We start from the raw sequence: 23,000 nt of genomic DNA on the forward strand, positions 1-23,000 counted from the left end.
AAGCAGCGCGGCTAACGCCGCGGGGGTTTCACTGGATTATCGGGTCAGGCCCGATAATGGCGGGCCTGAGAGCCGGAATCCAGCCCGCCAACCTAAGCTCGGGACTGAAGCATTTCCACAGCAGGCAAGGTCTTGCCTTCCAGAAATTCTAAGAACGCGCCGCCGCCGGTTGAGATGTAGGATATTCGGTCAGCAAGATCAAATTTCTCTATTGCGGCCAATGTGTCGCCGCCGCCGGCGATTGAAAACGCGCTCGAGTCCGCGATCGCCGCGCCCAATATTGCGGTGCCTTGCGAAAATTGTTCAAATTCAAATACGCCCACCGGGCCGTTCCATACTATGGTGCCCGCGGTGTTCATAATGGACGCATATCGTCTTGCGGTTTGCGGGCCAATATCAAAAATAAAATCATCATCGCCGACCTCGTCCACTGATTTCACTTGCGCGCTCGCGTCTCTGGAAAACTTTTCGCCGACCAGCACATCAGTTGGAATCGGGATTTCAGCGCCTCGACTGCGCGCGGATTCCATTAACGCCCGCGCCTGATCGAGCAACGCTGGCTCATACAAGGATTTTCCAACGCGGTAGCCGGCCGCGGCGATGAAGGTGTTGGCGATGCCACCGCCGGGCACCAATTGATCGACGACGCTTGAAAGCGATTCCAACAGCGTTAATTTGGTGGATACTTTTGCACCGCCGACGATGGCGACAACCGGGTGTTCAGGATGTTCCAGCGCGCGTTCAAGCGCATTTAATTCGGCGCACAAAAGCGGCCCGGCGCATGCAATAGGGGCATACATTCCGACCCCGTGCGTCGAAGCCTGCGCGCGGTGGGCGGTGCCGAACGCGTCCATCACAAACACATCGCAGAGCGACGCGTACTGCCGCGACAGCGCATCGTCATTGTTTTTTTCACCGCGGTTGAAGCGCACATTTTCCAACATCACGACTTCGCCGTCGGCAACGGTCGGCGGATACGCAAGGTAGTCGCCGCATAATTTTACCTCGCAATTTAACTCGCGGCCGAGATACGCCGCCACCGGCGCCAGCGACATCGCGGGGTCAATCTCGCCTTCGCGCGGGCGACCGACATGCGACATCAACATGCACTTCGCGCCAGCGTCGCGGGCGTGGTGGATGGTCGCCATCGCGGCGTCGATGCGGGCGGTGGAAGTGATCGCGCCGTGCGCCATCGGCACATTCAAGTCCAACCGAATCAACACGCGCTTGCCACGCAAGTTGAGCGCGGTCATCGTAGTGATGGCCATGTCGTCGCCCGGCGCGCGGTTAATCGCGCATCAGGGCGCGTTCATTAAGGCCACGGTGGTATCCAACATGCGATTGGAAAAACCCCATTCGTTGTCATACCACGCGCACACCTTGACCAATGTTCCGCCGGTCACTCGGGTCAACCCGGCGTCAACTGTCGAAGATACCGGACTATGGTTGAAATCTATGGACACCAACGGCTGATAGGTGTAGCCCAGAATTTTTCCGTCGGCGCGGTCTTTCAATATCTGATTGATCTCCTCCACCGAAGTCTCGCGCGCCGCCACGAAAGTTAAATCCACGACCGATACATTGATGGTCGGCACGCGAATCGAGAAACCGTCCAGTTTGCCATTGAGTTCGGGCAGCACCAATCCCACTGCCGCGGCCGCGCCGGTTTTAGTGGGAATCATGGAGCTGGTCGCCGATCTCGCGCGGCGCAAATCACTGTGATAGACATCGGTCAGAACCTGATCATTGGTATAGGAATGAATGGTATTCATTAAGCCATGCACCAGGCCGACCGAATCGTTCAGCGTTTTCGCCAGCGGCGCCAGACAATTTGTGGTGCACGAAGCGTTGGAAATCACCGTATCTGAGGCTTTCAATATATCGTGATTGACGCCGTAGACGATGGTGGCATCGACATCCTTGCCGCCCGGAGCAGAAATAATAACTTTCTTTGCGCCGGCGGTTAAATGCGCGCTGGCTTTTTCCTTAGTGGTGAAAAAACCGGTGCTTTCATGCACCACATCAATGCCCAAATCAGCCCAGGGCAATTTTGCCGGGTCACGCTCGGCAAACACCGCAATCTTGTCGCCATTGACGACGATGTGATTATCCTCGGCTTCGACGGTTCCGGGAAACCTGCCATGAGCCGTATCGTACTGGGTCAGATGCGCGTTGGTATTGGCATCACCCAAATCGTTAATCGCAACGATTTCAATTTCATCATTGCCGGACTCGTATTTGGCGCGTAAAATATTTCGCCCGATACGCCCATAACCATTAATTGCAACTTTTATTGACATTGTCATCACTCCAACTTTTGTGAACTATAAAACATGACTATAAAACATGAACTATAAAATTTTTTCAACCGCTTCAACAACTTTTTCTGTGGTCATGCCAAGGTACTTGAAAACATCGGCCGCCGGGGCCGATTCACCAAAGGTATCAAGACTGACCACAGTGCCGCCAAACCCGATGTACTTCATCCAACCATCGCCAACACCCGCTTCAACAGCAACTCGTTTGATAATATCAGACGGCAGCACGGATTCACGATAGGCCCTATCCTGACCGTCAAATCTATCGGTGGACGGCATGGAGACCACGCGAATCCGGCGATCCGCTAATTGCCCGGCCGCCGCCATGGCCAGTTCAACCTCTGAGCCTGTGGCAATAATAATGGCTTCGGCTTCGCCGTCGCAATCTTTAAGCACATAACCGCCGCGTTTGATGTCATCTATTTGCTGGGCAGTTCGTGTTTGGTGCGCCAGATTCTGCCGCGAAAAAATAAGGCAGAAGGGTTGGTCGGTTGATAGGCAAGCCTGCTGCCACGCCACCGTAGACTCGACCGCATCACAAGGTCGCCAGACCGACATGCGCGGAATCAGCCGTAAACTCGCGAGTTGCTCGACCGCTTGATGCGTAGGGCCGTCTTCCCCCAGGCCAATTGAATCATGAGTAAAAACGAATAAACTCGGTATTTTCATCAACGCGGCCATGCGCAAGGCGTTGCGGGCGTAGTCCGAAAACATCAAAAATGTTGCCCCATAGGGCTTGAATCCACCGTATAAGGCTAAGCCATTGACAATCGCCGCCATACCAAATTCACGCACGCCAAAATAAATATAGTTGCCGTCGGATTGGCTTTCAATCCCTCTTGATCCAGACCATATTGTTAAGTTCGAACCTGCGAGGTCGGCAGATCCGCCAATTAATTCGGGCAGCAATGGGCCCAAACCTTCCAGCGCATTTTGCGATGCCTTGCGCGAGGCGATACATTCCTGCTTTTCATCGATTGAAACAATTAACTTTGCACATTGTTCCGCAAAGTTGCATGGAAGTTGATTGTTTGTTCGGCGTTTAAATTCCGCCGCCATTTCTGGATAGTCGTTTTGATAGCGCTCAAATGCTTCGTTCCATTGGCGCTCCGCGGACTGACCGAGGTCCAGGGCATTCCAGGCAGCATAGATTTCTTTCGGGATTTCAAACGGTGGGTGGCGCCAGCCTAACTGCTTGCGCGCCAGTTCCACTTCATCTGCGCCCAGCGCGGCACCGTGACTGGACGCTTTCCCGGCCTTGTTAGGTGCGCCAAAACCAATCATCGTCTTGCAGCAAATCAGCGTCGGGCGCGCGGTCTCGGCTCGTGCCTCGCGAATCGCTTCGGCTACGACATCGGCGTCATGGCCATCGACATCGGCAACAACATGCCAGCCATAACCCGCAAACCGCATCGGCGTATTATCCGTGAACCAGCCCGCTACCGCGCCATCGATGGAAATGCCATTATCATCGTAAAATCCAATTAATTTGCCGAGTTGCAGCGTGCCCGCCAAGGAGCAACCTTCATGGGAAATGCCCTCCATTAAACAGCCATCGCCCATAAACACATAGGTGAAATGATCGACGATGGGATGATTTTTTCGATTGAACTGGGCCGCCAATGTTTTCTCGGCAATTGCCATGCCCACTGCGTTACATATTCCCTGTCCCAATGGGCCAGTGGTGGTTTCTATTCCCGGGGTATAACCGTATTCCGGATGTCCGGGGGTTTTCGAATGCAGTTGGCGGAAGTTTTTTATCTCGTCAATTCCGAGGTCGTATCCGCTCAAATGCAGCAACGAATAAATAAGCATCGATCCATGGCCATTGGAAAGCACAAATCGATCCCGGTTCGGCCACTTTGGATTGGCCGGATTGTGCTTGAGAAAATCCGACCACAGCACTTCCGCGATATCGGCCAGGCCCATCGGCGCGCCGGGATGGCCCGAGTTGGCTTTTTGCACCGCGTCCATACTCAAGGCACGAATGGCGTTGGCTTTTTCTCGTCGGCTTATTGGAGGCATGTCGCTTCCGGTCGCTGTTTCATAGTTACTATCAAGTTTAATTTTAGGCTCTAAATTATTGATATAATGTATCAATTTACTATTTTAATGCTCGGTAGCGCGACCAGAAAACCGCTTTTATAGCCGAGCTTCAGGTTTCAATACCGAGTTTATTATGGAACTGAAATATAGCCGTTTTTTGGTTCGGACAGAACTAAATATTATGCTTCAGGACAAAAAACCGGGACAAAAACAAACGGGTCGGAGGAATGTTAAAATGGCGCGGATTGTGAAATAGCGCTGTTGGCATCAATCCACTCGACCCATTGATCAAGCAATTGTTGATTGACGGCCGCGACCACAGAGCGTTTACGCAACTTAGTGCAATCCAACGGCAAGCCGGAAAGTGAAGTCGCCATGCCGCCGGCTTCCTGGAGAATCAGATAGCCCGCGGAAAAATCCCATAGCTTTTGGCCGCCATGTAAATACAATTGAATTCGCCCCGCTGCCAGCCAACACCATTCCAAAACCGAGGAACCCAGATTTCTTTGCGAACGATAAGGCGGACAACGAACCAGCTGAGCCGCCAGTTCCCCAACCAAGCGTTTATAATCCACATTAGCAATACAGTCACTCAACCTCCTGGTGTGCGGGCAGGTCATCGTCTTGCCGTTTAAGCAAGCGCCTTGCCCGCGTTGGGCCGAGAAACATTCATCCCGTACCGGGTCATAGATTACGGCCAGGATGGGTAAGCCATCAATTACCAATGCCAGTGAGACCCCAAAAAACAAAAATCCTGCGGTGAAATTTGTGGTGCCATCCAATGGATCCACTATCCAATATCCATGCTCGCTTTGTTGGCAGGTTTTGACTTGATCCGCATGCTTCATTTCCTCCCCGATGAATCCATATTGAGGCCATTTGGAAATTAAAATACGCTTTAACTGGCTTTGGATTCTGCGGTCAACTTCCGTGACCAGGCTACCATCCAGTTTAATCGCAGGCCGCTCAATATTGGGCGCTAGGCCGACTTTTCTCAACGGCATGCCCCCCTTTCTTAACAGCACGGTTGCAGCCTGTTTGACTATTTCAATGAGGGTCAATAGATCTGGAATGTTTGATGCACTCTTGGCAGTCATTGTCGACTCGTCAGTTAAGAATCCGCTTCGGAAAGTTTTGAATAATGCCATCCTGAGGTTATCAGAGCAAGAACCTGTCCGGGTTCACCACATATGCGACAAAATCAGGTCGCCAAGGTGGGTTGCCGATAATACGCCATCGGCGTCATTAAATCCAAACTATCGTGTGGTCGGCATGATTATAGGTCCACTGGTAATGGACCAGTTTCTGGTTGATCGCGGTCACCGTCAACGGCCCTCGGAAGTGAGGCTTCAGCCTCGCCAAACCATTGCAGATTGCGGGACTAAAGTCCCACTTCCGAGATGGGGGTGATCGGACAGGCTGCCTTGAACTCCTTGACCCGCCCTGCCATCAAACGCCGCCGGCCTGACCTGCTTTAAGCGCACTAGCTGGGCCAGGTTAACAGTCTCTTATGTGTCTGAGCCCGAACAAACCTGCGCAAGAACCTGAGCAAGGAACATGCACCACAACATCATCAACGTGAATCGCGAGATGCGCTATAATAGCATGATAAAATAATCGCCATTACCCACTTAATATCGAACAGCCAATGGTCTTCTCAATCCATGATTTCGCCTCTCTGGAAAACCAATTTCTGGTTTCCATGCCGCAACTGAATGACCCTAATTTCAAGCAGACCGTGATATTAATGTGCAAGCATGACCATAAAGGCGCGGTGGGAATCGTCATCAATCGGCTGACAGACCACCGGATTGGCGATATTTTTGAGCAACTGGGAATTGACGCCTCAAGCAATCATTACTCCAACAAGCCGGTTCTGGATGGCGGGCCGATCTACCCTGAGCTTGGACTCATCGTTCACAACAGAACATTTGAATCCCGAACCAAATCATGGGAGTCGAGTATGGATATCGGCGAACAATTGCGCTTAACAAGTTCAAAGGATATTCTGTCCGATATGGCGCGTGGCGAAGGCCCGGAAAAAGTATGCATGAGCCTGGGCTACGCGGGCTGGGCGCCGGGTCAACTGGAACAAGAAATCCAGGAAAACGCCTGGTTCACGACGCCCGCCGACCATAAAATTTTATTCGCAAGTGAAGTGGATAATAAATGGCAACAATCCGCAAAATTGCTTGGCATTGATACTAACAAATTTTCGCATCAGGTTGGTCACGCCTAAGTCGGTACGTTAAACCAAAGAATTGAGAAATGAAAGAGATTTATGCTTGGGTGCCGTGGTTTCAAGAGTTGGCGGGGAAAGTCGCCGAGGGCGGAGAGGCGGGGTTGATTGAGCGTGCGAAGCAAGTCGAGTGGACAGTCGACAACCCCATCTTGCTCAGGTATGGCGATGAAAATATTGATCCGTTTTCGTTTTTTTATTTCCTTGCACAATGTAATGGTCGGAAGAATCGTGAAGAAATATACAAAAATGTCAATAGCGCATTTGGAATCAGTGAGGAAAATTCTCTATCTGCCGTAACCTTTAGCGATGGATTTATTATCCCGACCCCTACATTCATAACCCCAGTATTGTTTCATAACAACGGCGCAGGAGATCCTAAGTTGCTGTGGAAGTTGTTTCGCAAGGCGATAAGCGATGAAGATCTTACATCCAATGATTTTAAGAAGGCGTTAGAGATACAGAATGTTGGTGTCGCAAAGTTGACACAAACTATGTTTCTAATCAATCCAAAGCGGTTCATGCCTGTGGACAAGGGCATTCTTAAGCATCACGATACGCTCGACTTACCTCCCTTCAAAGAGATAAGAAGGAAAATCGCGCAACCGGATGGCTTGAAATATTACAACGAGACGGTGCTAAGCAAATTTCGCGCGGCTTTCCCGCAACAAGATTTCTATGAAATCAACACATCTCTTTATCTGACGAGTATCGCAAAAAAGGACTCCAAACCCATTCAAAATGATGGTGAAAAAAACCAACCGCATGGTGATGACAAAATGAAACATCCGCTTAATCAAATCCTCTACGGCCCGCCGGGCACCGGTAAAACCTGGAACACGGTTTACCATGCGCTGGCGATTATTGAGGGCACGACGGTCGAAGAACTTGAAAAAGAAGATCGTCAAACAGTCAAACAACGCTTTGACGAATTAAAAGAGTCCGGGCAAATTGAAATGGTGACTTTTCATCAGAACTTTTCTTATGAAGATTTTATTGAAGGCATCAAGCCGGTGTTGGGCGACGATTCTGGTAACGTGCGTTACGAAATCGTTGACGGTGTTTTCAAAGACATTTCAAAGCAAGCAAAAGAAAATTTAACTAAATATTTGCGAAAAACTGAAACTTTCGATTTAGATGTTTTACTACGAGATTTTGCTCAATATATTAACGACAAAATTGATCAAGGCGAGGAAATTAAATTATATCCAGAAACGAACAGTCCTACTTTGCTTGCGGGTGCGAGAACATTAAATAACGGAAAAATTCAGTTCAATTTGGCTTTAGGAAAACTCCCAACAAACTACGATATATCCTCAAATATAGTTCTGCGAGACTATATGAAGTTTATCAGTGGTGAAATTGAAACGTATCGAGATATCAAGCCGACACATAAGTCGAAATCATCGTGTCATGGTGATGCTTCTCGTTTATTTCCTTTAATGCAAAAAATAAAAACCTATCAAGACAGCGAATGGCAAACTGTAAAACAAACCACCGAAGAAAAACAGAACTATGTTTTAATTATTGATGAAATAAACCGCGGCAATATTGCCAAGATTTTTGGTGAGTTGATTACGCTTATTGAAGATACCAAACGCATTGGCAACAAAGACCAAATGACCGTTACTTTGCCCTATTCCAGCAATAGCGATGACGAAGACGACAGTTTTGGCGTGCCGAACAACTTGTATATCATCGGCACGATGAACACCGCCGACCGCTCTATTGCCTTGTTGGACACGGCTTTGCGGCGGCGTTTTGATTTTATTGAAATGATGCCAGAGCCTAAACATGAGAAAATTAGCACGGACATTGACGGCGTGGATTGCCAAGCATTATTGGCGACAATGAACAAACGCATCACCGCCCTGCTCGATCGTGAACATCAGATTGGGCACAGTTATTTTATCGGCGTTGATAGCATGGAAAAACTTGCCCGTGTTTTTCAAAACAAAATTATTCCGTTGTTGCAGGAGTATTTTTATGACGATTGGGCGAAAATTGAACTTGTGTTAAACAAAAATAGATTCGTAACTTCCTCCGCAATAGATTCTAATTTGTTCGGCAATAACGAAATTGTGGATGGCGACCGCAAAATTTATGAACTAACTGTCGCGACCGAACCCGCATGGAAAGACCCCGAAAAATATAAAAAGATCTATGCTTCCCGGCAAACGCAAGCAGACGATAACGATGACGACTAAACCGCAGATTGTCAGGGAATTTGAAGAACTCACCGGCCTTGACAAAGATGAAACAGCAGACCTGAAAGATTTTGCTCTGCAAAATCAGCGCGACGCTCAGGGCAAATTTCGCCCGGTGCTGGAATGGCGAAACGGCAAGTTAAAAGCGCAAAATTATGTCGGCATTATCCAAACCCGAAAAGGCACGGTGTTGGAAATTCTACCCAAAGTGGATTTCGGTCACGGCAGCGACGACGATGTCGAAAAAACAAAGCAAGTGTTCGTGCAAATGCTCAGCACCTGGCGCGGCGTTAATCACGCGCAATTTAACGCCAGCGGTATTCAAGCCATGCAAAGATTTAACATGCTGGAAATCTTTGTGCGCTTGTTCCTGACTAATCTGGTGCGCCTTACTCAGCGCGGCTTGGCGAAGCATTATCAGTCGGTGGAGGAAAATTTGCCGTGCTTGAAGGGTCGCATTTTATTCCCGCAGCACATTCGCGCGAATGTCGCCAACCGCGCGCGGTTTTATGTGCAATACGATGATTTCAATGCGAACCGCCCAGCCAATCGCTTGATTCACAGTACCATTGACAAACTCCAGCCGATGATACGGCAACCGGGCAATCAACAACTGTTGCATCAGATGAAAATTTATTTCAACGATATACCGATTTCACACAACCACGATGACGATTGGCGCAAGCAAAAAATTGATCGCGCCATGCAACATTATCAAGCAACGATGCAGTGGATTGGGTTGTTTTTATTTGGCCAAGGCTTGACGACTTTTTCCGGCAGGCATATCAATCATTGTTTGTTGTTTCCGATGGAGCAAATCTTTGAGGATTTTGTTGCGCATCATTTTCGCAGATATGAACATGGCTTTAATGTGCGAACTCAAGCCCCGCAGAAAATATTAGCACAACCCATTCATGGCGAAGGCAGGAATTATACGATGCAACCGGATATAACGTTATGTGTTGAAACTAACCCCAAATTCATCCTCGATACCAAATGGAAAAGTTTCGACAAAAATGACATCAAGCATTCCGATATGTATCAACTTTTTGCCTACGGCAAGCAATACGGATGCAAAAAAGTTGTGCTGATTTATCCGTCTAACGCCAATTTCAAAAAAGAGGAATATGTTGAATATCGTTTTGACGATGATGTGAATTTGTTTTGCCTGCCATTTGATGTGACCGAACCGAACAACAGCGTTAAAGAAATCATCGAACAATTACCATGCTGAACACCACCGACAGAAGTCAACCAATGACAACAAACAGAATTCTCGGTTTCGACTTCGGCTTGAAGCGTATTGGCGTGGCGGCTGGCAATCGGCAAACCAAAACCGCTCAGGCGCTTTCGACCTTGCCAGCCAGCAATGGTCAGCCGTACTGGCGCGCTCTGGATGATATTATGCAACAGTGGAAGCCGGCATTGCTGGTTGTTGGATTACCACTGGCAATGGATGGCAGTGAGAGTATTATGTCCGCTACCGCCAGAAAATTCGGCGCAAAGTTATCTGAACATACTGGATTGACGGTCAACTTCGTTGACGAGCGGCTAACCTCGGCCGCTGCTGAGCGCATATTGCGTGAATCTGTAGAGCCCGGAAAAAAAATGACAAAAAAACGAGTTGGCGCAATCGATAATCTTGCCGCGCAGTTGATTCTTCAAACCTATTTGGATGACAATTAGAATATGAGTAGCAGCACTGACACCAACACTGATACGAGCATTGATATAGAAGAGACCATTCAAGGGATGGCCGAGCAAATTGCCGCGCACAATCCAGCCCATCCGATATTGATAGGGATTCATACTGGCGGCGTATGGATTGCGCAGCGATTGCACCGGATTTTGGGCTATAGCGAACCATTGGGAAGCCTGGATATTTCCTTCTACCGCGATGACTTTAGCCGGGTTGGACTGAACCCCGAAGTCAAATCATCCGAGTTGCCGGTCGCCATTGAAGACCGTAATATCATTCTGATTGACGATGTGCTGTATACTGGGCGCACAATTCGAGCAGCGATGAATGAAATATTTTCCTACGGGCGTCCAAACCAAGTGAAGCTTGGCGTGTTGATCGAAAGATCGGGGCGTGAAATTCCCATCCAGGCGGATTTTGTTGGTTGTGCCATGGATGCCATGGCGCTTGATGACTCCCGACAAGTAAAACTGACCAATGAAAACGGCAAACTTGAACTGCATGTCATTAAAACGGGTCATTAAAACCGGCGCAAGCAAAACAGGTGTGCCGGGATGATGCCGTCCGACAGCTCACTTCAGTTTGATGAAAATGGCAACTTAAAACACTTTTTAACCATCAACGGACTGCCCAGACAAACCCTGATCAACATCCTCGATAGCGCGGAATCCTTTATCAATTTTGACAAGCGGGAAATAAAAAAAGTGCCGTTGTTGCGCGGCAAAACGCTGGTCAACCTGTTTTTCGAACCGAGCACGCGCACGCGAACGACTTTCGAAATTGCCGGCAAACGGCTGTCCGCCGATGTGATTAATCTCAGCGCTTCAAGAATGTCCACCGCTAAAGGTGAAACCATTCTTGATACTGTTCGCACCTTGGAAGCCATGCACACCGACTTATTCGTGGTGCGCGACCATGCCAGCGGCGCGGCCCATCTTATCGCCAGCCATCTGCCCGATCACGTGCACGTCATCAACGCCGGCGACGGCCGCCATGCCCACCCAACCCAGGCGATGCTGGACATGTTCACTATCCGGCAATCGAAACAGGAATTTTCCAACCTGACAGTCGCCATCATCGGCGATGTCCTGCATTCGAGGGTGGCGCGCTCGCAAATCCATGCCCTGAATATTCTGGGGGTTAAAGCGGTGCGGGTGATCGGGCCGAAAACCTTGATTCCCACGGAAATCGAATCCATGGGCGTGACCACGACCAGCGACATGGTGGACGGATTGGATGATGTGGATGTGGTGATGATGCTGCGCATACAGCGCGAGCGCATGGATGGACAACTGATTCCCAGCGAACAGGAATATTTCAATCGCTACGGCTTGACCGAAGACAAACTTAAATTTGCCAAGCAAGATGCCATTGTCATGCATCCCGGCCCGATTAATCGCGGCTTGGAAATTGCGTCTAATGTGGCCGACGGTTCGCATTCGGTAATCCTGAATCAGGTCACCAACGGCATCGCAGTGAGAATGTCAATCATGGCCAAACTTATGGGCGGCGCAGAAGATCGTTCAGAGGACCGATCATGAATCGGGTCATCCGCAATGGCCACCTGGTGGATCCGGCCAACGGCATCAATGGCATCAATGACATTTATATCAGCGACGGCAAAATTGTTGCCATTGCCTCGGCATCAGATGAATTGCCGGCAGATAAATTTGCGCCCGATAAATTTTCAATAGACGACGACATCGATGCCTCCGGTCAATATGTGTTTCCCGGATTGATTGATCTGTGCGCCCGATTAAGAGAGCCCGGAGAAGAACACAAAGCCACCATAGAAAGTGAAACTCGGGCTGCGGTAAGCGCGGGAATTACACGAATGGTTTGCCCGCCGGACACTTTCCCAATCATTGATACGCCAGCCATGGCGCACATGATTCAGAATCGGGCCGACGACATCGGTTATGCCAAAGTTCATCCTTTAGGCGCGTTAACCGTCAATCTACAGGGGCAGCGCCTGACCGACATGGCCATGCTGATGGAGGCCGGCTGCGTTGGCGTGAGCAACGCACTGGAGACGGTGGAGAATACGTTGGTGATGCGGCGCGCGATGCAATATGCCTCGACTTACGATTTGCCGATTTTCCTCACGCCGAAGGACAAGTGGCTGCAGGGCAATGGCGTTGTCCACGAGGGCGAAGTGAGCACCCGACTCGGCTTGCCGGCCATTCCCGAAGCAGCCGAAACCGTGGGCGTGGCGCGCGACCTTGCGCTCATCGAAACCAGCGGCGCTCGGGCGCACTTTGACCTGATTTCTTGCCGCCGTTCGGTCATCATGATAGCCGAGGCGCAACGACGCGGGTTGCCAGTAACCGCTGGCGTCGCCATCCATCACTTGCTCTGCTGCGAAAAGGATATTGGCGCATTCGATACCCAATATAAAGTCATGCCGCCATTACGCACCGAACAGGACCGCGCCGGATTGCTGGCCGGCGTCGCCGCAGGCAGCATTGCGGCGATTTGCTCAGATCATCAACCGCACGGCGTCGACGCCAAACTTGCCCCGTTCAGCGAAGCCGCCATCGGCATCGCCGGAATCGATACGCTGCTGCCGCTGACCCTGAGCCTGGTCGCGCCAGATAACTTAATCCTGAATCAGTTGACCATGACGCAAGCGATTGCCGCACTCACTATAAATCCAGCAAAAATTATCGGCATTGATGCCGGACATTTAGCCGCGGGCGCGAGCGCGGATTTGTGTCTTTTCGATGCCAGTAAAAAATGGCGGCTTGATGATCGCACCATGCAAAGCAAGGGCAGAAATTCTCCGTTCATGGGCAAACAAATGATTGGCAAAGTCACCCGCACCATCATCAGCGGGAAAACCGTCTTTGAAGATCCCGACCAATAATCAGGTCAGCGAATAATCATTGCCGAAAAGTTCCTCGCTTTAAGTTACAATAATGTAATGCCTAATGTAACCGGGTCATGTGATTGTAAGGATTCATTCGCTTATAATTGCGCCAATCCAACGCTTTTGAGGCAAATCAATATAATGAGCAACAGCAACCCGCCACTCTCCCAACCACTATCAGTGACAAACGCAAGACGGCCACAAGGCAAAGCGCCGTTAGCTGCGTTGACCTTACTATTAGCCGCAACTTTAGTCGTCGTCGCGGTGCCATCGAAACCATTGCTCGCAAAGACAGAGCCGGCACATGCGGCTGCGGATTTAACCCAAATCAATGTTAATGACGGTTTCGCCGAATTGGTGAAAGCGGTCAAGCCGACGGTGGTGAATATCTCGGTCACGAGACATGTCAACACCGGCGGCCCGGGTCATCGATTTGACTTCTACGATCAATCACCGCAGTTGGAAGAGTTTTTCAGGCGGTTTTTTGGCGAGCCCAACTCGAGACAACCGCAGAAAAAGTACAATCAGCGCCCGGTTGAGAGAAAAACCATAGCCGTCGGCTCTGGATTTGTCATCGATCCTGCTGGACTTGTGGTGACTAATTATCATGTCATTGAAGACGCTAATGAAATTGAAGTGGTATTCGATGACGGCGCCCGCATACCCGCTACCCTTAAAGGCACCGATAAAAAAACCGACCTGGCGTTGCTCGAAATCAAGACCGATAGCGCATTGCCGTATGTGGTGTTCGGCGACTCCGATGCGGCCGAAGTCGGAGACTGGGTCATCGCCATCGGCAATCCATTCGGGCTCGGCGGCACCACCACCAGCGGTATTATTTCGGCCCGAGGCCGGGATCTTCGCTCAGGACCACTGGATGATTTTATTCAAATAGACGCCTCCATCAACCGCGGCAACTCAGGCGGGCCGCTGTTTAATACCAAAGGCGAGGTGATTGGCGTCAACAGCGCAATTTATTCTCCAAACGGCGGCAGCGTCGGCATTGGTTTCGCAATTCCCTCGGCCATGGTCGCTAACGTCATCACGCAACTGCGGGAAAACGGTATCGTGCGACGAGGATATCTCGGCGTCCACATCCAATCCATCACCGAAGAAATTGCTGAAAGCCTGGGACTGGATGATGCCAGTGGCGCGTTGGTGACCCAAGTTATAGCGGATAGTCCGGCAGAGAAAGCCGGGGTCAAATCCGGTGATGTGATCCTGGTTTACGACGGCACGAAAATTACCAAGATGCGTGATCTGCCCAAGCTGGTGGCGTTGACCACGAAAGACCGCGAAGTGGAGATAAAGCTATGGCGCAATGACCGCGCGAAAACCCTGCGCGTCGCTGTGGGCAGTAATGCTGAGCATCAGATTGCAAGCGTCCTGGATGGCGGCGATTCGTCGCTCGGTTTTGGTCTTAAATTGGCGAAGGTCGATAAGGATAAAGTTGAAAAATATGGTCTTGATGAAGACACCGTCGGCGTAGTCATTGTTGACGTTGTCCCCAACAGTTCTGCGGAACAACGCGGTCTTCGTGAAGGCGATGTCATAAAGCGGGTCGATAAGACTGTCGTGGTCAATCCTGCGGATGTTGCAAAAGCAATAGAATTATCCCAAGAAAACAAAAAAGGGTCGGTCCTGCTTCTGGTCGAAAGAAATAACCAGGCACATTTTGTTGTTATCCCCATGAATACATAATGCTCGCCTCTGCACTTAGGCGCACTACTTTGGCCGCGCGCAAGGAAGCGCACTCTTTTATTTAAAGGTTCAAGATACTTTAAGGTATAGTGAAATGGTCATAACTAATTGTTCTATAAATGAAAAACAAGTATGTCATTCGCTGCCGAATTTCGGAGAATAAATTCAGGGCGATTCCACGGCTGTTTTGCCTTGATATCGAGGCTTGCAAAGTCGCTCGAATCACCGGCGTCTCTGGCCAGGCGACCAGCCGATTGTATACTCAAATCAGACAACACATGGCCGGGCAATGCGAGCGTATGTGTTCACTGATTCATTGCTCGTTTTGTTCCTTTCCAGCGGTGTTTTAGCACCGCCCTCTCGGCCGTCATTCTCGCCGAAGGCGGGAATCCAGTTAAATATCTGTCACGCGTAGCGTGACTCTTTTTGGCATCCGGCTTTGCCAGACACAAACCGGCGGCTACGCCGGACGGCATATTTAACTGGATTGCCCGGCCAATAATAATATGGGCCGGGCAATGACGACCCTTATTTGTCATTCTCGCAGGCAGGCGGGAATCCAGAGTGGCGTAGCCGCCGGTTGTGTCAGGCTTTGCGTGACACTTATTTACCATTGTATTCTCAAAAGGACTCATCGCCTTCCGATTCACCATTGTCCCCCCGGCCCGTCATTCTCGCCGCGGGCGGGAATCCAGTTAAATATGTCGTCCGGCGTAGCCGGACTCCTTTCAAAGAGTGTGAGTCTCGTTTCAATATGCGCCACGAAAATAGGTGTCAATATCTGCTAAAATCTATCCGAAATCGACCGCTTAAAGTATCTTGAACCTATTTAAATATGGCTTACACTCCGCCAAATCTAATGCGCAAGATTTATTTGTTATAATTCCGGCTCATGGCAAAAACTGCTCATAAGCGATCATCTGCTACAGACGACATCTGGTTTTTATTGCGGGCCGAAGTAGAAGATTTGCTTCGCGCTGAACCGGTTCTCGAAAAATTTTACCGCGGCGCGGTACTGGAGCACGATAATTTCGGTAACGCCCTGTCTGCAGTATTGGCCTCCAGACTACAATGCGAAATTCTCGATAAAACAACTCTGGCAAGAACAATTTGCAATGCCCTGCAAAACGATCACGGTATTATCGATGCCGCACAACTTGACCTGCTGGCATTTTGTCAGCGCGACCCCGCATGCAACCGCTATTCCTTGCCGTTCTTATACTACAAAGGCTATCAGGGGCTGCAGATGTATCGCGTGGGACGCTGGCTGTGGAAAAACCACCACCGTGGGCTATCTCGTTTTTTGCAAAGCCGGGTAAGCGAAGTGTTTGGCATGGACATTCATCCGGCCGCGCGCATCGGCAAAGGCATCTTGATCGACCATGCCACCTCCATTGTCATCGGCGAGACCGCGGTGGTCGGGGACAATGTATCCATGCTCCATGAAGTTACCTTAGGCGGCACCGGCAAGAATACCGGCGACCGCCATCCGAAAGTTAAAAGTGGCGTGCTTATCGGCGCCGGCGCAAAAATTCTTGGCAACATCAGCATCGGCAAAAATGCAAAAGTCGGCGCCGGCAGCGTAGTGTTGAATGATGTGGATGATTATTGCACCGTGGCCGGCATTCCCGCACAACCGGTGGGCGATTATGCCGGCGGAACGCCGGCCTTGGAAATGGACCATTCCCTGGAGTGCCCGGAATAGCGCCCTGAATAGCCCTTGAATAGAGCATAATTATCCCGTGCAATGACCATAAATAATTCACCAGAATCAAACGGAAACAACCATGAATTTTGAAAAAGTACTGTTTGCTTTTTTTATATTGTTAGCGTTAACGCTGAATTTCGGATTCTTTATCGGCGATATGTCTAACCCAAGCCACCATAACGTATTCGAGCTGTTCGCCGCGCTGGTGGTTAGTTTAATCGCCACATTAATGAAGTTTGGCGACAAATCCCATGTTGGAACGGTGTTGGTGGCATCCAGTCTGGTGGCGGATTTACAGTTGATAGCCGCCTGTCTGGTATGGGGAATATCGGTCTACGGGATGGACGCCGCGTTGAACGAATACACTCTGGCGAGCATTGTTTCCCTGTCCGGCGGCGCGCTGCTTGCAAACATAGTCTCGGTCGTCATTCTTGCCGCCGAAACAACTTTGCATAGACATTAATCCGGCATCAACCCGGAACAGGCATCAACCCGAGAATCAGTTCAGCACGGAAATTGCAATCTATTCTTTACCTCATTGTGCGCAGGATGCGCGCGCCGCTGATACTGCTCGTTTGCGCTTATGCGATTTCGGTGACCGGATTTGTATTGATTCCTGGAATGAATGACCAGGGCCAGCCCTGGAGAATGGATTTCTTTCACGCTTTTTACTTCGTCAGTTTCATGGGCTCGACCATCGGCTTTGGAGAAATTCCGTATCCATTCACCGACGCGCAGCGGCTCTGGACCTTATTCACAATCTACGCCACGGTCATCGCCTGGCTGTATGCCATCGGCACGTTAATCGCGTTATTGCAAACGCCGTTGTTTCAAGCCGCAATTGCGCGCAGTTCATTCCGACGCAAAGTGAAAAAAATCAAGCAATCGTTTTATGTGGTCTGCGGTTATGGCGATACCGGTCGTTTGATGGTGGAAGCCTTGGCTTATCAGGGCGTCCATTGCGTAGTCATCGACAAAGACCGGGATAGAATCAATGACCTCGATCTTGCAGACCTGCCGCTGGAGACGCCTCGACTGCACGGCGACGCCGCGGATTCGGATACCTTGTCCCGGGCCGGAATGAAGCATCAGTTCTGCAAGGGCGTGGTTGCGGTAACCCGCAATGATCAGGTGAACCTGAAAATAGCCATCGCCAGCAAACTGCTTAATCCCGATGCAAAAGTATTTTGCTGGGCTGAAACCCATGACAGCGGCGCAAATATGGCATCCTTCGGCACCGATCATATTATCAATCCGTACGACACTTTCGCCGACTATCTTTCAACCGCCTTGACCTCGCCCAGCCGTTATCTGCTGCATCAATGGTTAACATCTTCGCGCAATGCGCCGTTGTGCAAACCGATTTTTCCGCCCAAAGGACGCTGGATACTGTGTGGTTATGGCAGGTTTGGCAAGGCCGTGTATAAAAAACTCCTGGCACATGGATTGCCGGTGACGGTAATCGAAAACCGCCCGGACTTGACCCGTCCTCCCGATAACTCGATCATCGGGCGTGGCACCGAAGCCGAGACGCTGGAAGCCGCGGAAATACATAAAGCGGTTGGCATCATCGCCGGCACCGATCACGATGTTAATAATTTATCCATCCTGATTACCGCCAAGGCGCTTAACGCGAAACTGTTCACCATCGCCCGGCAGGAGTATTCATCAAACAGCGAAATGTTCGCCGCCGCCGACCTTGATTTGGTCACCAATCACAGTGCACTGATTGCCTCGCAACTATTGGCGCAAATGACAACACCGCTGACCGCCAATTTCCTGGACCTGGCGAAACGGCAATCCGATGAATGGGCGAGCGCACTAGCAAGCAAATTGACCGAGTGCGGGAAGGGCATGAATCCGCTTTCCTGGGTAATTTCATTGAATCATCGACGCACCGCCGCCTTCATTGAACGATTCAATCGAGGGGATAATATCCATTTGCATCACTTGATGCGCGAGCCCACTGATCGAAAGAAAAAACTGCCCTGCGTGGCGTTGTTGCTGCAACGGCGCGGCACAGAACGATTGCCACCCGAAATATTGCTGCCCGATGATAAAACCCCGGTATATCCTGATGACCGTATTTTGTTCGCCGGGGACATCAAGGCAAAATGGAAAATTAACCATATCATCACGTCCTCCGAGGTACTGCGCTATACCCTCAGAGGAAGCCATCCGCCGACCAGCGTTTTCTGGCGCTGGGTCACCGGGATATCAGGTTAGGATCAGGCCAGGGTCAGGTTAGGGTCAGGCCAGGATATTCGGTTCACGTCCTCATTGATTAAGAACGCGTTGATTAAAGTCAGCTCTGCCTTCGTGCAATATCCGGGCTGGCTTAGAAATCCAAGGAAACTCTGATTAATGCAAGGTTCCTTTGCCCGTCATTAGCGGGCTGGCCCGATAATCCAGTGAAACACATGTTCGGGCTCAGACACATAAGAGACTGTTAACCTGCCCGGCTAGTGCGCTTAAAGCAGGTCAGGCCGGCGGCGGCGGGAGCGGGACTTTAGTCCCGCCATCTTGGCAATGGCTTGGCGAGGCTGAAGCCTCACTTCTGAGGGCCGTTGAAGGTGACCGCGATCAACCAGGAACTGGTCAATTACCAGTGGACCTATAATCATGCCGACCACACGATAGTTTGGATTTAATGATGCCGATGGCGTATTATCAGCAACCCACCTTGGCGACCTGATTTGTCTCATATGTGGTGAACCCGGACACACCCGCGTAGCCGCATCATCGCGGCAACGACGAGAAAGAATTTGCGACACCCTCCTTTTGGCGCTCGGGTTAATTTTGAATAAGAAAACTTTCACCGAGGACGCAAAACGCATGTTTCATTCCATCGACCACCACGCAATCCGTTTTCAGCCCGTGTTGATGCCCTACCGTTATGGCAACTAATTGGTGTGTTGTTTTAAAAACTCAAGCACTATTTTTTTCACTTGTTTGCTCTCGAGCAATTCATGACGAAAACTTAAATACCCATCCGAGAAAACGATAGATTGACTGCCGTTTGATGGGTTCAAGAATTTCGCGCAATTACCTTTTGTCCAAATATCTTGAAACCACGGATCATTTTTTCCCACCAGAGTCAAAACCGGTTCATTATCTGGCGCATTAACACCCTGATATTCGGGCCAGCCAGCATGACAGGTCCATCCTTCGACAATCCTGGCGTTTACGGATAGGTCATTATCTTTTGATGAAAAGGTGGCGGTTGTTATTCCACCTTGGCTGAGCCCCATTAAAAAAACATTATCAGCATCGACCCAATCCAGCCTTTTTGCTTTTGCAATCGCATAGCCGGCATCATGCTGCCTCATTTTCAAAGTGGGCCGGTATAACCCGCCTTGATAAGCGCTCGGTGCACATGATTTTGGATATTTCTTTCGAGCAAAACTCGCTGGCGCGATCACCGCATATCCATTTTTTGCTAAAAAATCAAGCCTGATACGGGTGCCATCCCAGATACCCGAACAACCGTGCATATAAATTACGGCCGGATAAGTTCTTTCAATGGCAACATTACTGAATGCCAATTCACCGATTGTTGTTTTGATGTATTTATTGGCAGATTTTGCGGGAATTCTGACCAATGCCGCTTGCCATGCCCTATCCATCTCCAAAAGATCATCCCAGTCGCTTGAATGCATTTCAATTGGGTTGGTAAAACGCTTACTGCTGTTATCCAATCCGCTTCCAGCACAACCATTTAGCAATACCATAGCGACCAGAAAAAATAACGCAGGATGATTGGATAAATTAATCGAGTTCAAGTTTGTTTCAACTATCTGTCTTCAAAAACAGTAATGATTAGACTCACATGCCCTCTTCTCGCTGCGCAAGTTTTGCAACAACACTCAAGCGCACCCCTGCCGTTATCTTTGTAAATCTACATTTCCAACCCCGCTCATTTTCTGTGCCCCACTTAGCGTTTGTCGGGTTGCCGTTTCTAATGACCTGTAAAACCTGTTTTTCTAAAATGCCTCTTTCCTGCATTCTCATTGCGGCATGATCTAAAAATATAATCAAAGACGTGTCTTCATTAGCGATTTGCTGAATTTTTGCAACCGCTTTTGCGGGACTTTTAATCGCTGGCAAACTGATTAACGAATCTTTCATACGAATATCAGGTTAAATTGGAAAAAACAGAGAACACAGAACAAAGAAAAAAGTTAAGTAAAAAATCGAAAGGATATAAGCGGCTGCAACGATAAGGGTATAATCGCGCTATGACAAGCACCACCGAATCATCCAATACCGTGTGGCATCGCGCCACGGTTACCCGGCGGCGGCGCGAGCGGCAAAACGGCCATCGCGGCGTTATTCTGTGGTTCACCGGGTTGTCTGGCAGCGGCAAATCCACGCTCGCCCACGCGCTCGAAGAAGAGTTGCATCAGCGGGGTTGCCGCACCTTCGTTTGCGATGGCGACAACGTCCGCCACGGGTTGTGTGGCGACCTCGGTTTTTCCGATGAAGATCGCGCTGAAAATGTGCGGCGCATTGGTCAAATGGCAAAGTTATTCGTCGAGGGCGGCGTGATCGCGCTGACCGCGTTCATCTCGCCGTTCCGGGTGGATCGCCAACGGGTGCGGATGATGGTGGATAATTCCAAAGATTTCATCGAGGTATTCTGCGATTGTCCGCTGGAAATTTGCGAACAACGGGATGTCAAAGGCTTGTATCAGCGCGCCCGACGCGGCGAAATTCCCGATTTCACCGGCATTTCCTCGCCTTATGAAACGCCGCAAAACGCTGATCTTATCGTCAAAACCAGCGAATACACGGTCGAGCAATGCGTGCAGAAAGTGCTGGCGTTGCTGGAGGAGCGCGGGGTGGTCGCGCCCAAGTAATGGCGGCGAAACGCACAGCCAACTCGCCACGCCGGGCGCTTGCTGACGGCTGCCAAGTCGTCCCCGTGTTTTGGAATATATCTTAAACCCGACACCTCAATGGATTCGATTCGGGGATTCGATTCGGTTCAACGGCTAATAGATTGGCCACCAAGAGATTGATGCAGCAATCGATGAAAATGGTGAACGCCGTGTTCGCTAATGCCGCAACGTTCCGGATCGTAAATATACGGACCCTGATCGTAACTTCTGGATTTGAGGCCACGCTGAACCGATTCGCATAATGCAATATCTTCAGTGGTCAGAACCTGCGCGGAATACTTTGCGCGCGATTCGTGCAACTTACCGTCGGGTGACAGCGAGTGCCCGCCGAAGTTGCAGGTGTCGATGCTGGTCGGGCGAATCACGTAAATGGAAAACTCAAACGATCCCGGCAAAATATTAAATGTCGTGTTGGGCCAAAGAAACCACGCAATCGCAAACTGATTGCCGACCTCCGGATCAACCTCGTAGGCATCGTTTTTATTGCGAATTTTTGCGCCGACTTGGCGAGACCAATATTTGAAGGTGTCCAACCGATATTCCTGCATGTCTATCAGCGACGCGAACGCCGGATGCGCCGGAGCGCAGTGATAACATTCCAGAAAATTATCCACCACCACTTTCCAGCCGGCGCGGTTCGTGGTCTCGCCGAGCGAGTCGGTGCCGCAGTATTTCATTTCATCAAGATGCGGCGTGCGCGCTTTGATGTCTTGCGCAAGGTCGCCGGCGATGGCGTCCAACGACTCCGCGTCATCGTCCAGATTCACGAAAACGCAACCGCAGAATATTTCCACCCGGATCCGCTTTAATCCAAAATTGGATTTGTCAAAACCCGCACGCTTGTCGCTCAGTCGAGCCGCCACCAAATTACCGTCAATCCTGTAAGTCCAGGCATGGTATGGGCAGACGATTTTCATGTTGGTGTTGCCCGCGCCTTTGAGCAACTCGTGCGCACGATGTCGGCAAACATTATAAAAGCCATGAATTTCGCCATCGTCAGAACGGATTATGAATATATTTTCATCACAAATGGTCGCGGTGATATAGTCGCCCACATGGGCAAGCATGGATTCGTGGGCGATATACTGCCAGGTTCGATAAAAAATCCGCTGTTTCTCCAGTTCATACATTTCCGTACTCAGATAATACTCGGACGGCAAAGTATAAGACGCCGCCGCATCGTCGGTGAGCGGTTTAGTTAAAACTGGAAGCGCTGGTTTCATATTAGCCTCTTAAAATAGTGGAACCCGAATTGATCGGCGTTATTCTAACACCCGGCCATCAACAGATTGCCGGACAAAAAATCGCCAGA

21 protein-coding genes and 1 pseudogene are annotated in these 23,000 nt (G+C 50.1%); 13 read left to right on the top strand and 9 right to left on the bottom strand.

Translation table 11 applies throughout. From position 1 onward, the window contains the following. Positions 1-92: 92 nt before the first annotated feature. The 4 genes from ACP158_RS09940 to ACP158_RS09955 form a co-directional block, all read right to left on the bottom strand. A complete protein-coding gene (locus tag ACP158_RS09940; protein ID WP_424945976.1) occupies positions 93-1,268 on the bottom strand; it encodes a phosphoglycerate kinase in 1,176 nt (391 codons plus the stop codon). A gap of 30 nt (positions 1,269-1,298) precedes the next feature. Continuing rightward, complete coding sequence (gene gap / locus ACP158_RS09945) at positions 1,299-2,300, bottom strand: type I glyceraldehyde-3-phosphate dehydrogenase (RefSeq protein ID WP_424945977.1); 1,002 nt, start codon at positions 2,298-2,300, stop codon at positions 1,299-1,301. A 51-nt stretch (positions 2,301-2,351) separates the two neighbouring features. Further along, on the bottom strand, positions 2,352-4,343 hold the full coding sequence (tkt, locus tag ACP158_RS09950) for a transketolase (protein ID WP_424945978.1): 1,992 nt from the start codon (positions 4,341-4,343) through the stop codon (positions 2,352-2,354). Positions 4,344-4,594: 251 nt separating this feature from the next. Further along, positions 4,595-5,461, bottom strand: a complete 867-nt coding sequence (locus ACP158_RS09955; protein ID WP_424945979.1) for an inositol monophosphatase family protein — start codon at positions 5,459-5,461, stop codon at positions 4,595-4,597. 551 nt (positions 5,462-6,012) lie between these two features. On the opposite strand from ACP158_RS09955, the gene ACP158_RS09960 reads away from it, so the two are divergent. The 9 genes and pseudogenes from ACP158_RS09960 to ACP158_RS10000 form a co-directional block, all read left to right on the top strand. Beyond that, a complete protein-coding gene (locus ACP158_RS09960; RefSeq protein ID WP_424945980.1) occupies positions 6,013-6,603 on the top strand; it encodes a YqgE/AlgH family protein in 591 nt (196 codons plus the stop codon). 29 nt (positions 6,604-6,632) lie between these two features. Then, positions 6,633-8,810 (top strand): McrB family protein, encoded by a 2,178-nt coding sequence (locus ACP158_RS09965; RefSeq protein WP_424945981.1) that lies wholly within the window; start codon positions 6,633-6,635, stop codon positions 8,808-8,810. Then, positions 8,800-10,044 (top strand): McrC family protein, encoded by a 1,245-nt coding sequence (locus ACP158_RS09970; RefSeq protein WP_424945982.1) that lies wholly within the window; start codon positions 8,800-8,802, stop codon positions 10,042-10,044. The genes ACP158_RS09965 and ACP158_RS09970 overlap by 11 nt, the downstream gene beginning before the upstream one ends. Before the next feature lie 23 nt (positions 10,045-10,067). Next, a complete protein-coding gene (gene ruvX, locus ACP158_RS09975) occupies positions 10,068-10,496 on the top strand; it encodes a Holliday junction resolvase RuvX (RefSeq protein ID WP_424945983.1) in 429 nt (142 codons plus the stop codon). A 3-nt stretch (positions 10,497-10,499) separates the two neighbouring features. Then, entirely contained in the window at positions 10,500-11,033 is a 534-nt protein-coding gene (gene pyrR, locus ACP158_RS09980; RefSeq protein WP_424945984.1) for a bifunctional pyr operon transcriptional regulator/uracil phosphoribosyltransferase PyrR, read from the top strand. A 30-nt stretch (positions 11,034-11,063) separates the two neighbouring features. Then, complete coding sequence (locus ACP158_RS09985; protein ID WP_424945985.1) at positions 11,064-12,050, top strand: aspartate carbamoyltransferase catalytic subunit; 987 nt, start codon at positions 11,064-11,066, stop codon at positions 12,048-12,050. Continuing rightward, positions 12,047-13,375 (top strand): dihydroorotase, encoded by a 1,329-nt coding sequence (locus tag ACP158_RS09990; protein ID WP_424945986.1) that lies wholly within the window; start codon positions 12,047-12,049, stop codon positions 13,373-13,375. Before ACP158_RS09985 ends, ACP158_RS09990 begins: the two co-directional genes overlap by 4 nt. Before the next feature lie 282 nt (positions 13,376-13,657). Further along, the gene (locus ACP158_RS09995; protein WP_424945987.1) at positions 13,658-15,079 is read left to right on the top strand and encodes a Do family serine endopeptidase; all 1,422 of its coding nucleotides are present in this window, start codon (positions 13,658-13,660) and stop codon (positions 15,077-15,079) included. Between the two features lie 119 nt (positions 15,080-15,198). Then, a pseudogene (locus ACP158_RS10000) lies at positions 15,199-15,316 on the top strand (IS1595 family transposase); the annotation flags it as partial. Positions 15,317-15,384: 68 nt separating this feature from the next. Here the strand turns inward: ACP158_RS10000 and ACP158_RS10005 are convergent. After that, positions 15,385-15,693 carry a hypothetical protein gene (locus ACP158_RS10005; RefSeq protein ID WP_424945988.1) on the bottom strand — a complete coding sequence of 103 codons (309 nt, stop codon included), beginning with the start codon at positions 15,691-15,693 and terminating at the stop codon, positions 15,385-15,387. Positions 15,694-15,725: 32 nt separating this feature from the next. After that, positions 15,726-15,857 (bottom strand): hypothetical protein, encoded by a 132-nt coding sequence (locus ACP158_RS10010; protein WP_424945989.1) that lies wholly within the window; start codon positions 15,855-15,857, stop codon positions 15,726-15,728. A 114-nt stretch (positions 15,858-15,971) separates the two neighbouring features. On the opposite strand from ACP158_RS10010, the gene cysE reads away from it, so the two are divergent. From cysE to ACP158_RS10025, 3 genes are all read left to right on the top strand, one after another. Then, positions 15,972-16,784 carry a serine O-acetyltransferase gene (gene cysE / locus ACP158_RS10015; protein ID WP_424945990.1) on the top strand — a complete coding sequence of 271 codons (813 nt, stop codon included), beginning with the start codon at positions 15,972-15,974 and terminating at the stop codon, positions 16,782-16,784. 82 nt (positions 16,785-16,866) lie between these two features. Further along, a complete protein-coding gene (locus ACP158_RS10020; RefSeq protein WP_424945991.1) occupies positions 16,867-17,250 on the top strand; it encodes a DUF6394 family protein in 384 nt (127 codons plus the stop codon). Between the two features lie 53 nt (positions 17,251-17,303). Continuing rightward, positions 17,304-19,013 carry a potassium channel family protein gene (locus ACP158_RS10025; RefSeq protein WP_424945992.1) on the top strand — a complete coding sequence of 570 codons (1,710 nt, stop codon included), beginning with the start codon at positions 17,304-17,306 and terminating at the stop codon, positions 19,011-19,013. A 677-nt stretch (positions 19,014-19,690) separates the two neighbouring features. On the opposite strand, the gene ACP158_RS10030 is transcribed toward ACP158_RS10025, so the two are convergent. Then, on the bottom strand, positions 19,691-20,569 hold the full coding sequence (locus ACP158_RS10030; RefSeq protein ID WP_424945993.1) for a dienelactone hydrolase family protein: 879 nt from the start codon (positions 20,567-20,569) through the stop codon (positions 19,691-19,693). Between the two features lie 43 nt (positions 20,570-20,612). Continuing rightward, positions 20,613-20,915 carry a DUF4258 domain-containing protein gene (locus tag ACP158_RS10035; RefSeq protein WP_424945994.1) on the bottom strand — a complete coding sequence of 101 codons (303 nt, stop codon included), beginning with the start codon at positions 20,913-20,915 and terminating at the stop codon, positions 20,613-20,615. A gap of 110 nt (positions 20,916-21,025) precedes the next feature. Between ACP158_RS10035 and cysC the strand changes: the two genes are divergently transcribed. Beyond that, positions 21,026-21,646, top strand: a complete 621-nt coding sequence (gene cysC, locus ACP158_RS10040) for an adenylyl-sulfate kinase (protein WP_424945995.1) — start codon at positions 21,026-21,028, stop codon at positions 21,644-21,646. A 128-nt stretch (positions 21,647-21,774) separates the two neighbouring features. Here the strand turns inward: cysC and ACP158_RS10045 are convergent, their stop codons facing one another. Further along, complete coding sequence (locus tag ACP158_RS10045) at positions 21,775-22,911, bottom strand: aromatic ring-hydroxylating oxygenase subunit alpha (RefSeq protein ID WP_424945996.1); 1,137 nt, start codon at positions 22,909-22,911, stop codon at positions 21,775-21,777. Positions 22,912-23,000: the final 89 nt, after the last annotated feature.

This window comes from Candidatus Spongiihabitans sp. (assembly GCF_965247905.1).
GTDB lineage: Bacteria > Pseudomonadota > Gammaproteobacteria > Arenicellales > Poriferihabitantaceae > Spongiihabitans.

Excerpts from the sequence above, each read along its gene's own strand:
- gap (WP_424945977.1), bottom strand. The coding sequence starts at position 2,300 with ATGTCAATAAAAGTTGCAATTAATGGTTATGGGCGTATCGGGCGAAAT.
- tkt (WP_424945978.1), bottom strand. The coding sequence starts at position 4,343 with ATGCCTCCAATAAGCCGACGAGAAAAAGCCAACGCCATTCGTGCCTTG.
- ACP158_RS09960 (WP_424945980.1), top strand. The coding sequence starts at position 6,013 with ATGGTCTTCTCAATCCATGATTTCGCCTCTCTGGAAAACCAATTTCTG.
- ACP158_RS09970 (WP_424945982.1), top strand. The coding sequence starts at position 8,800 with ATGACGACTAAACCGCAGATTGTCAGGGAATTTGAAGAACTCACCGGC.
- cysE (WP_424945990.1), top strand. The coding sequence starts at position 15,972 with ATGGCAAAAACTGCTCATAAGCGATCATCTGCTACAGACGACATCTGG.
- cysC (WP_424945995.1), top strand. The coding sequence starts at position 21,026 with ATGACAAGCACCACCGAATCATCCAATACCGTGTGGCATCGCGCCACG.
- ACP158_RS09940 (WP_424945976.1), bottom strand. The coding sequence starts at position 1,268 with ATGGCCATCACTACGATGACCGCGCTCAACTTGCGTGGCAAGCGCGTG.
- ACP158_RS10035 (WP_424945994.1), bottom strand. The coding sequence starts at position 20,915 with ATGAAAGATTCGTTAATCAGTTTGCCAGCGATTAAAAGTCCCGCAAAA.
- ACP158_RS09990 (WP_424945986.1), top strand. The coding sequence starts at position 12,047 with ATGAATCGGGTCATCCGCAATGGCCACCTGGTGGATCCGGCCAACGGC.
- pyrR (WP_424945984.1), top strand. The coding sequence starts at position 10,500 with ATGAGTAGCAGCACTGACACCAACACTGATACGAGCATTGATATAGAA.
- ACP158_RS10045 (WP_424945996.1), bottom strand. The coding sequence starts at position 22,911 with ATGAAACCAGCGCTTCCAGTTTTAACTAAACCGCTCACCGACGATGCG.
- ACP158_RS09965 (WP_424945981.1), top strand. The coding sequence starts at position 6,633 with ATGAAAGAGATTTATGCTTGGGTGCCGTGGTTTCAAGAGTTGGCGGGG.
- ACP158_RS09985 (WP_424945985.1), top strand. The coding sequence starts at position 11,064 with ATGATGCCGTCCGACAGCTCACTTCAGTTTGATGAAAATGGCAACTTA.
- ruvX (WP_424945983.1), top strand. The coding sequence starts at position 10,068 with ATGACAACAAACAGAATTCTCGGTTTCGACTTCGGCTTGAAGCGTATT.
- ACP158_RS09955 (WP_424945979.1), bottom strand. The coding sequence starts at position 5,461 with ATGACTGCCAAGAGTGCATCAAACATTCCAGATCTATTGACCCTCATT.
- ACP158_RS10020 (WP_424945991.1), top strand. The coding sequence starts at position 16,867 with ATGAATTTTGAAAAAGTACTGTTTGCTTTTTTTATATTGTTAGCGTTA.
- ACP158_RS10005 (WP_424945988.1), bottom strand. The coding sequence starts at position 15,693 with ATGGTAAATAAGTGTCACGCAAAGCCTGACACAACCGGCGGCTACGCC.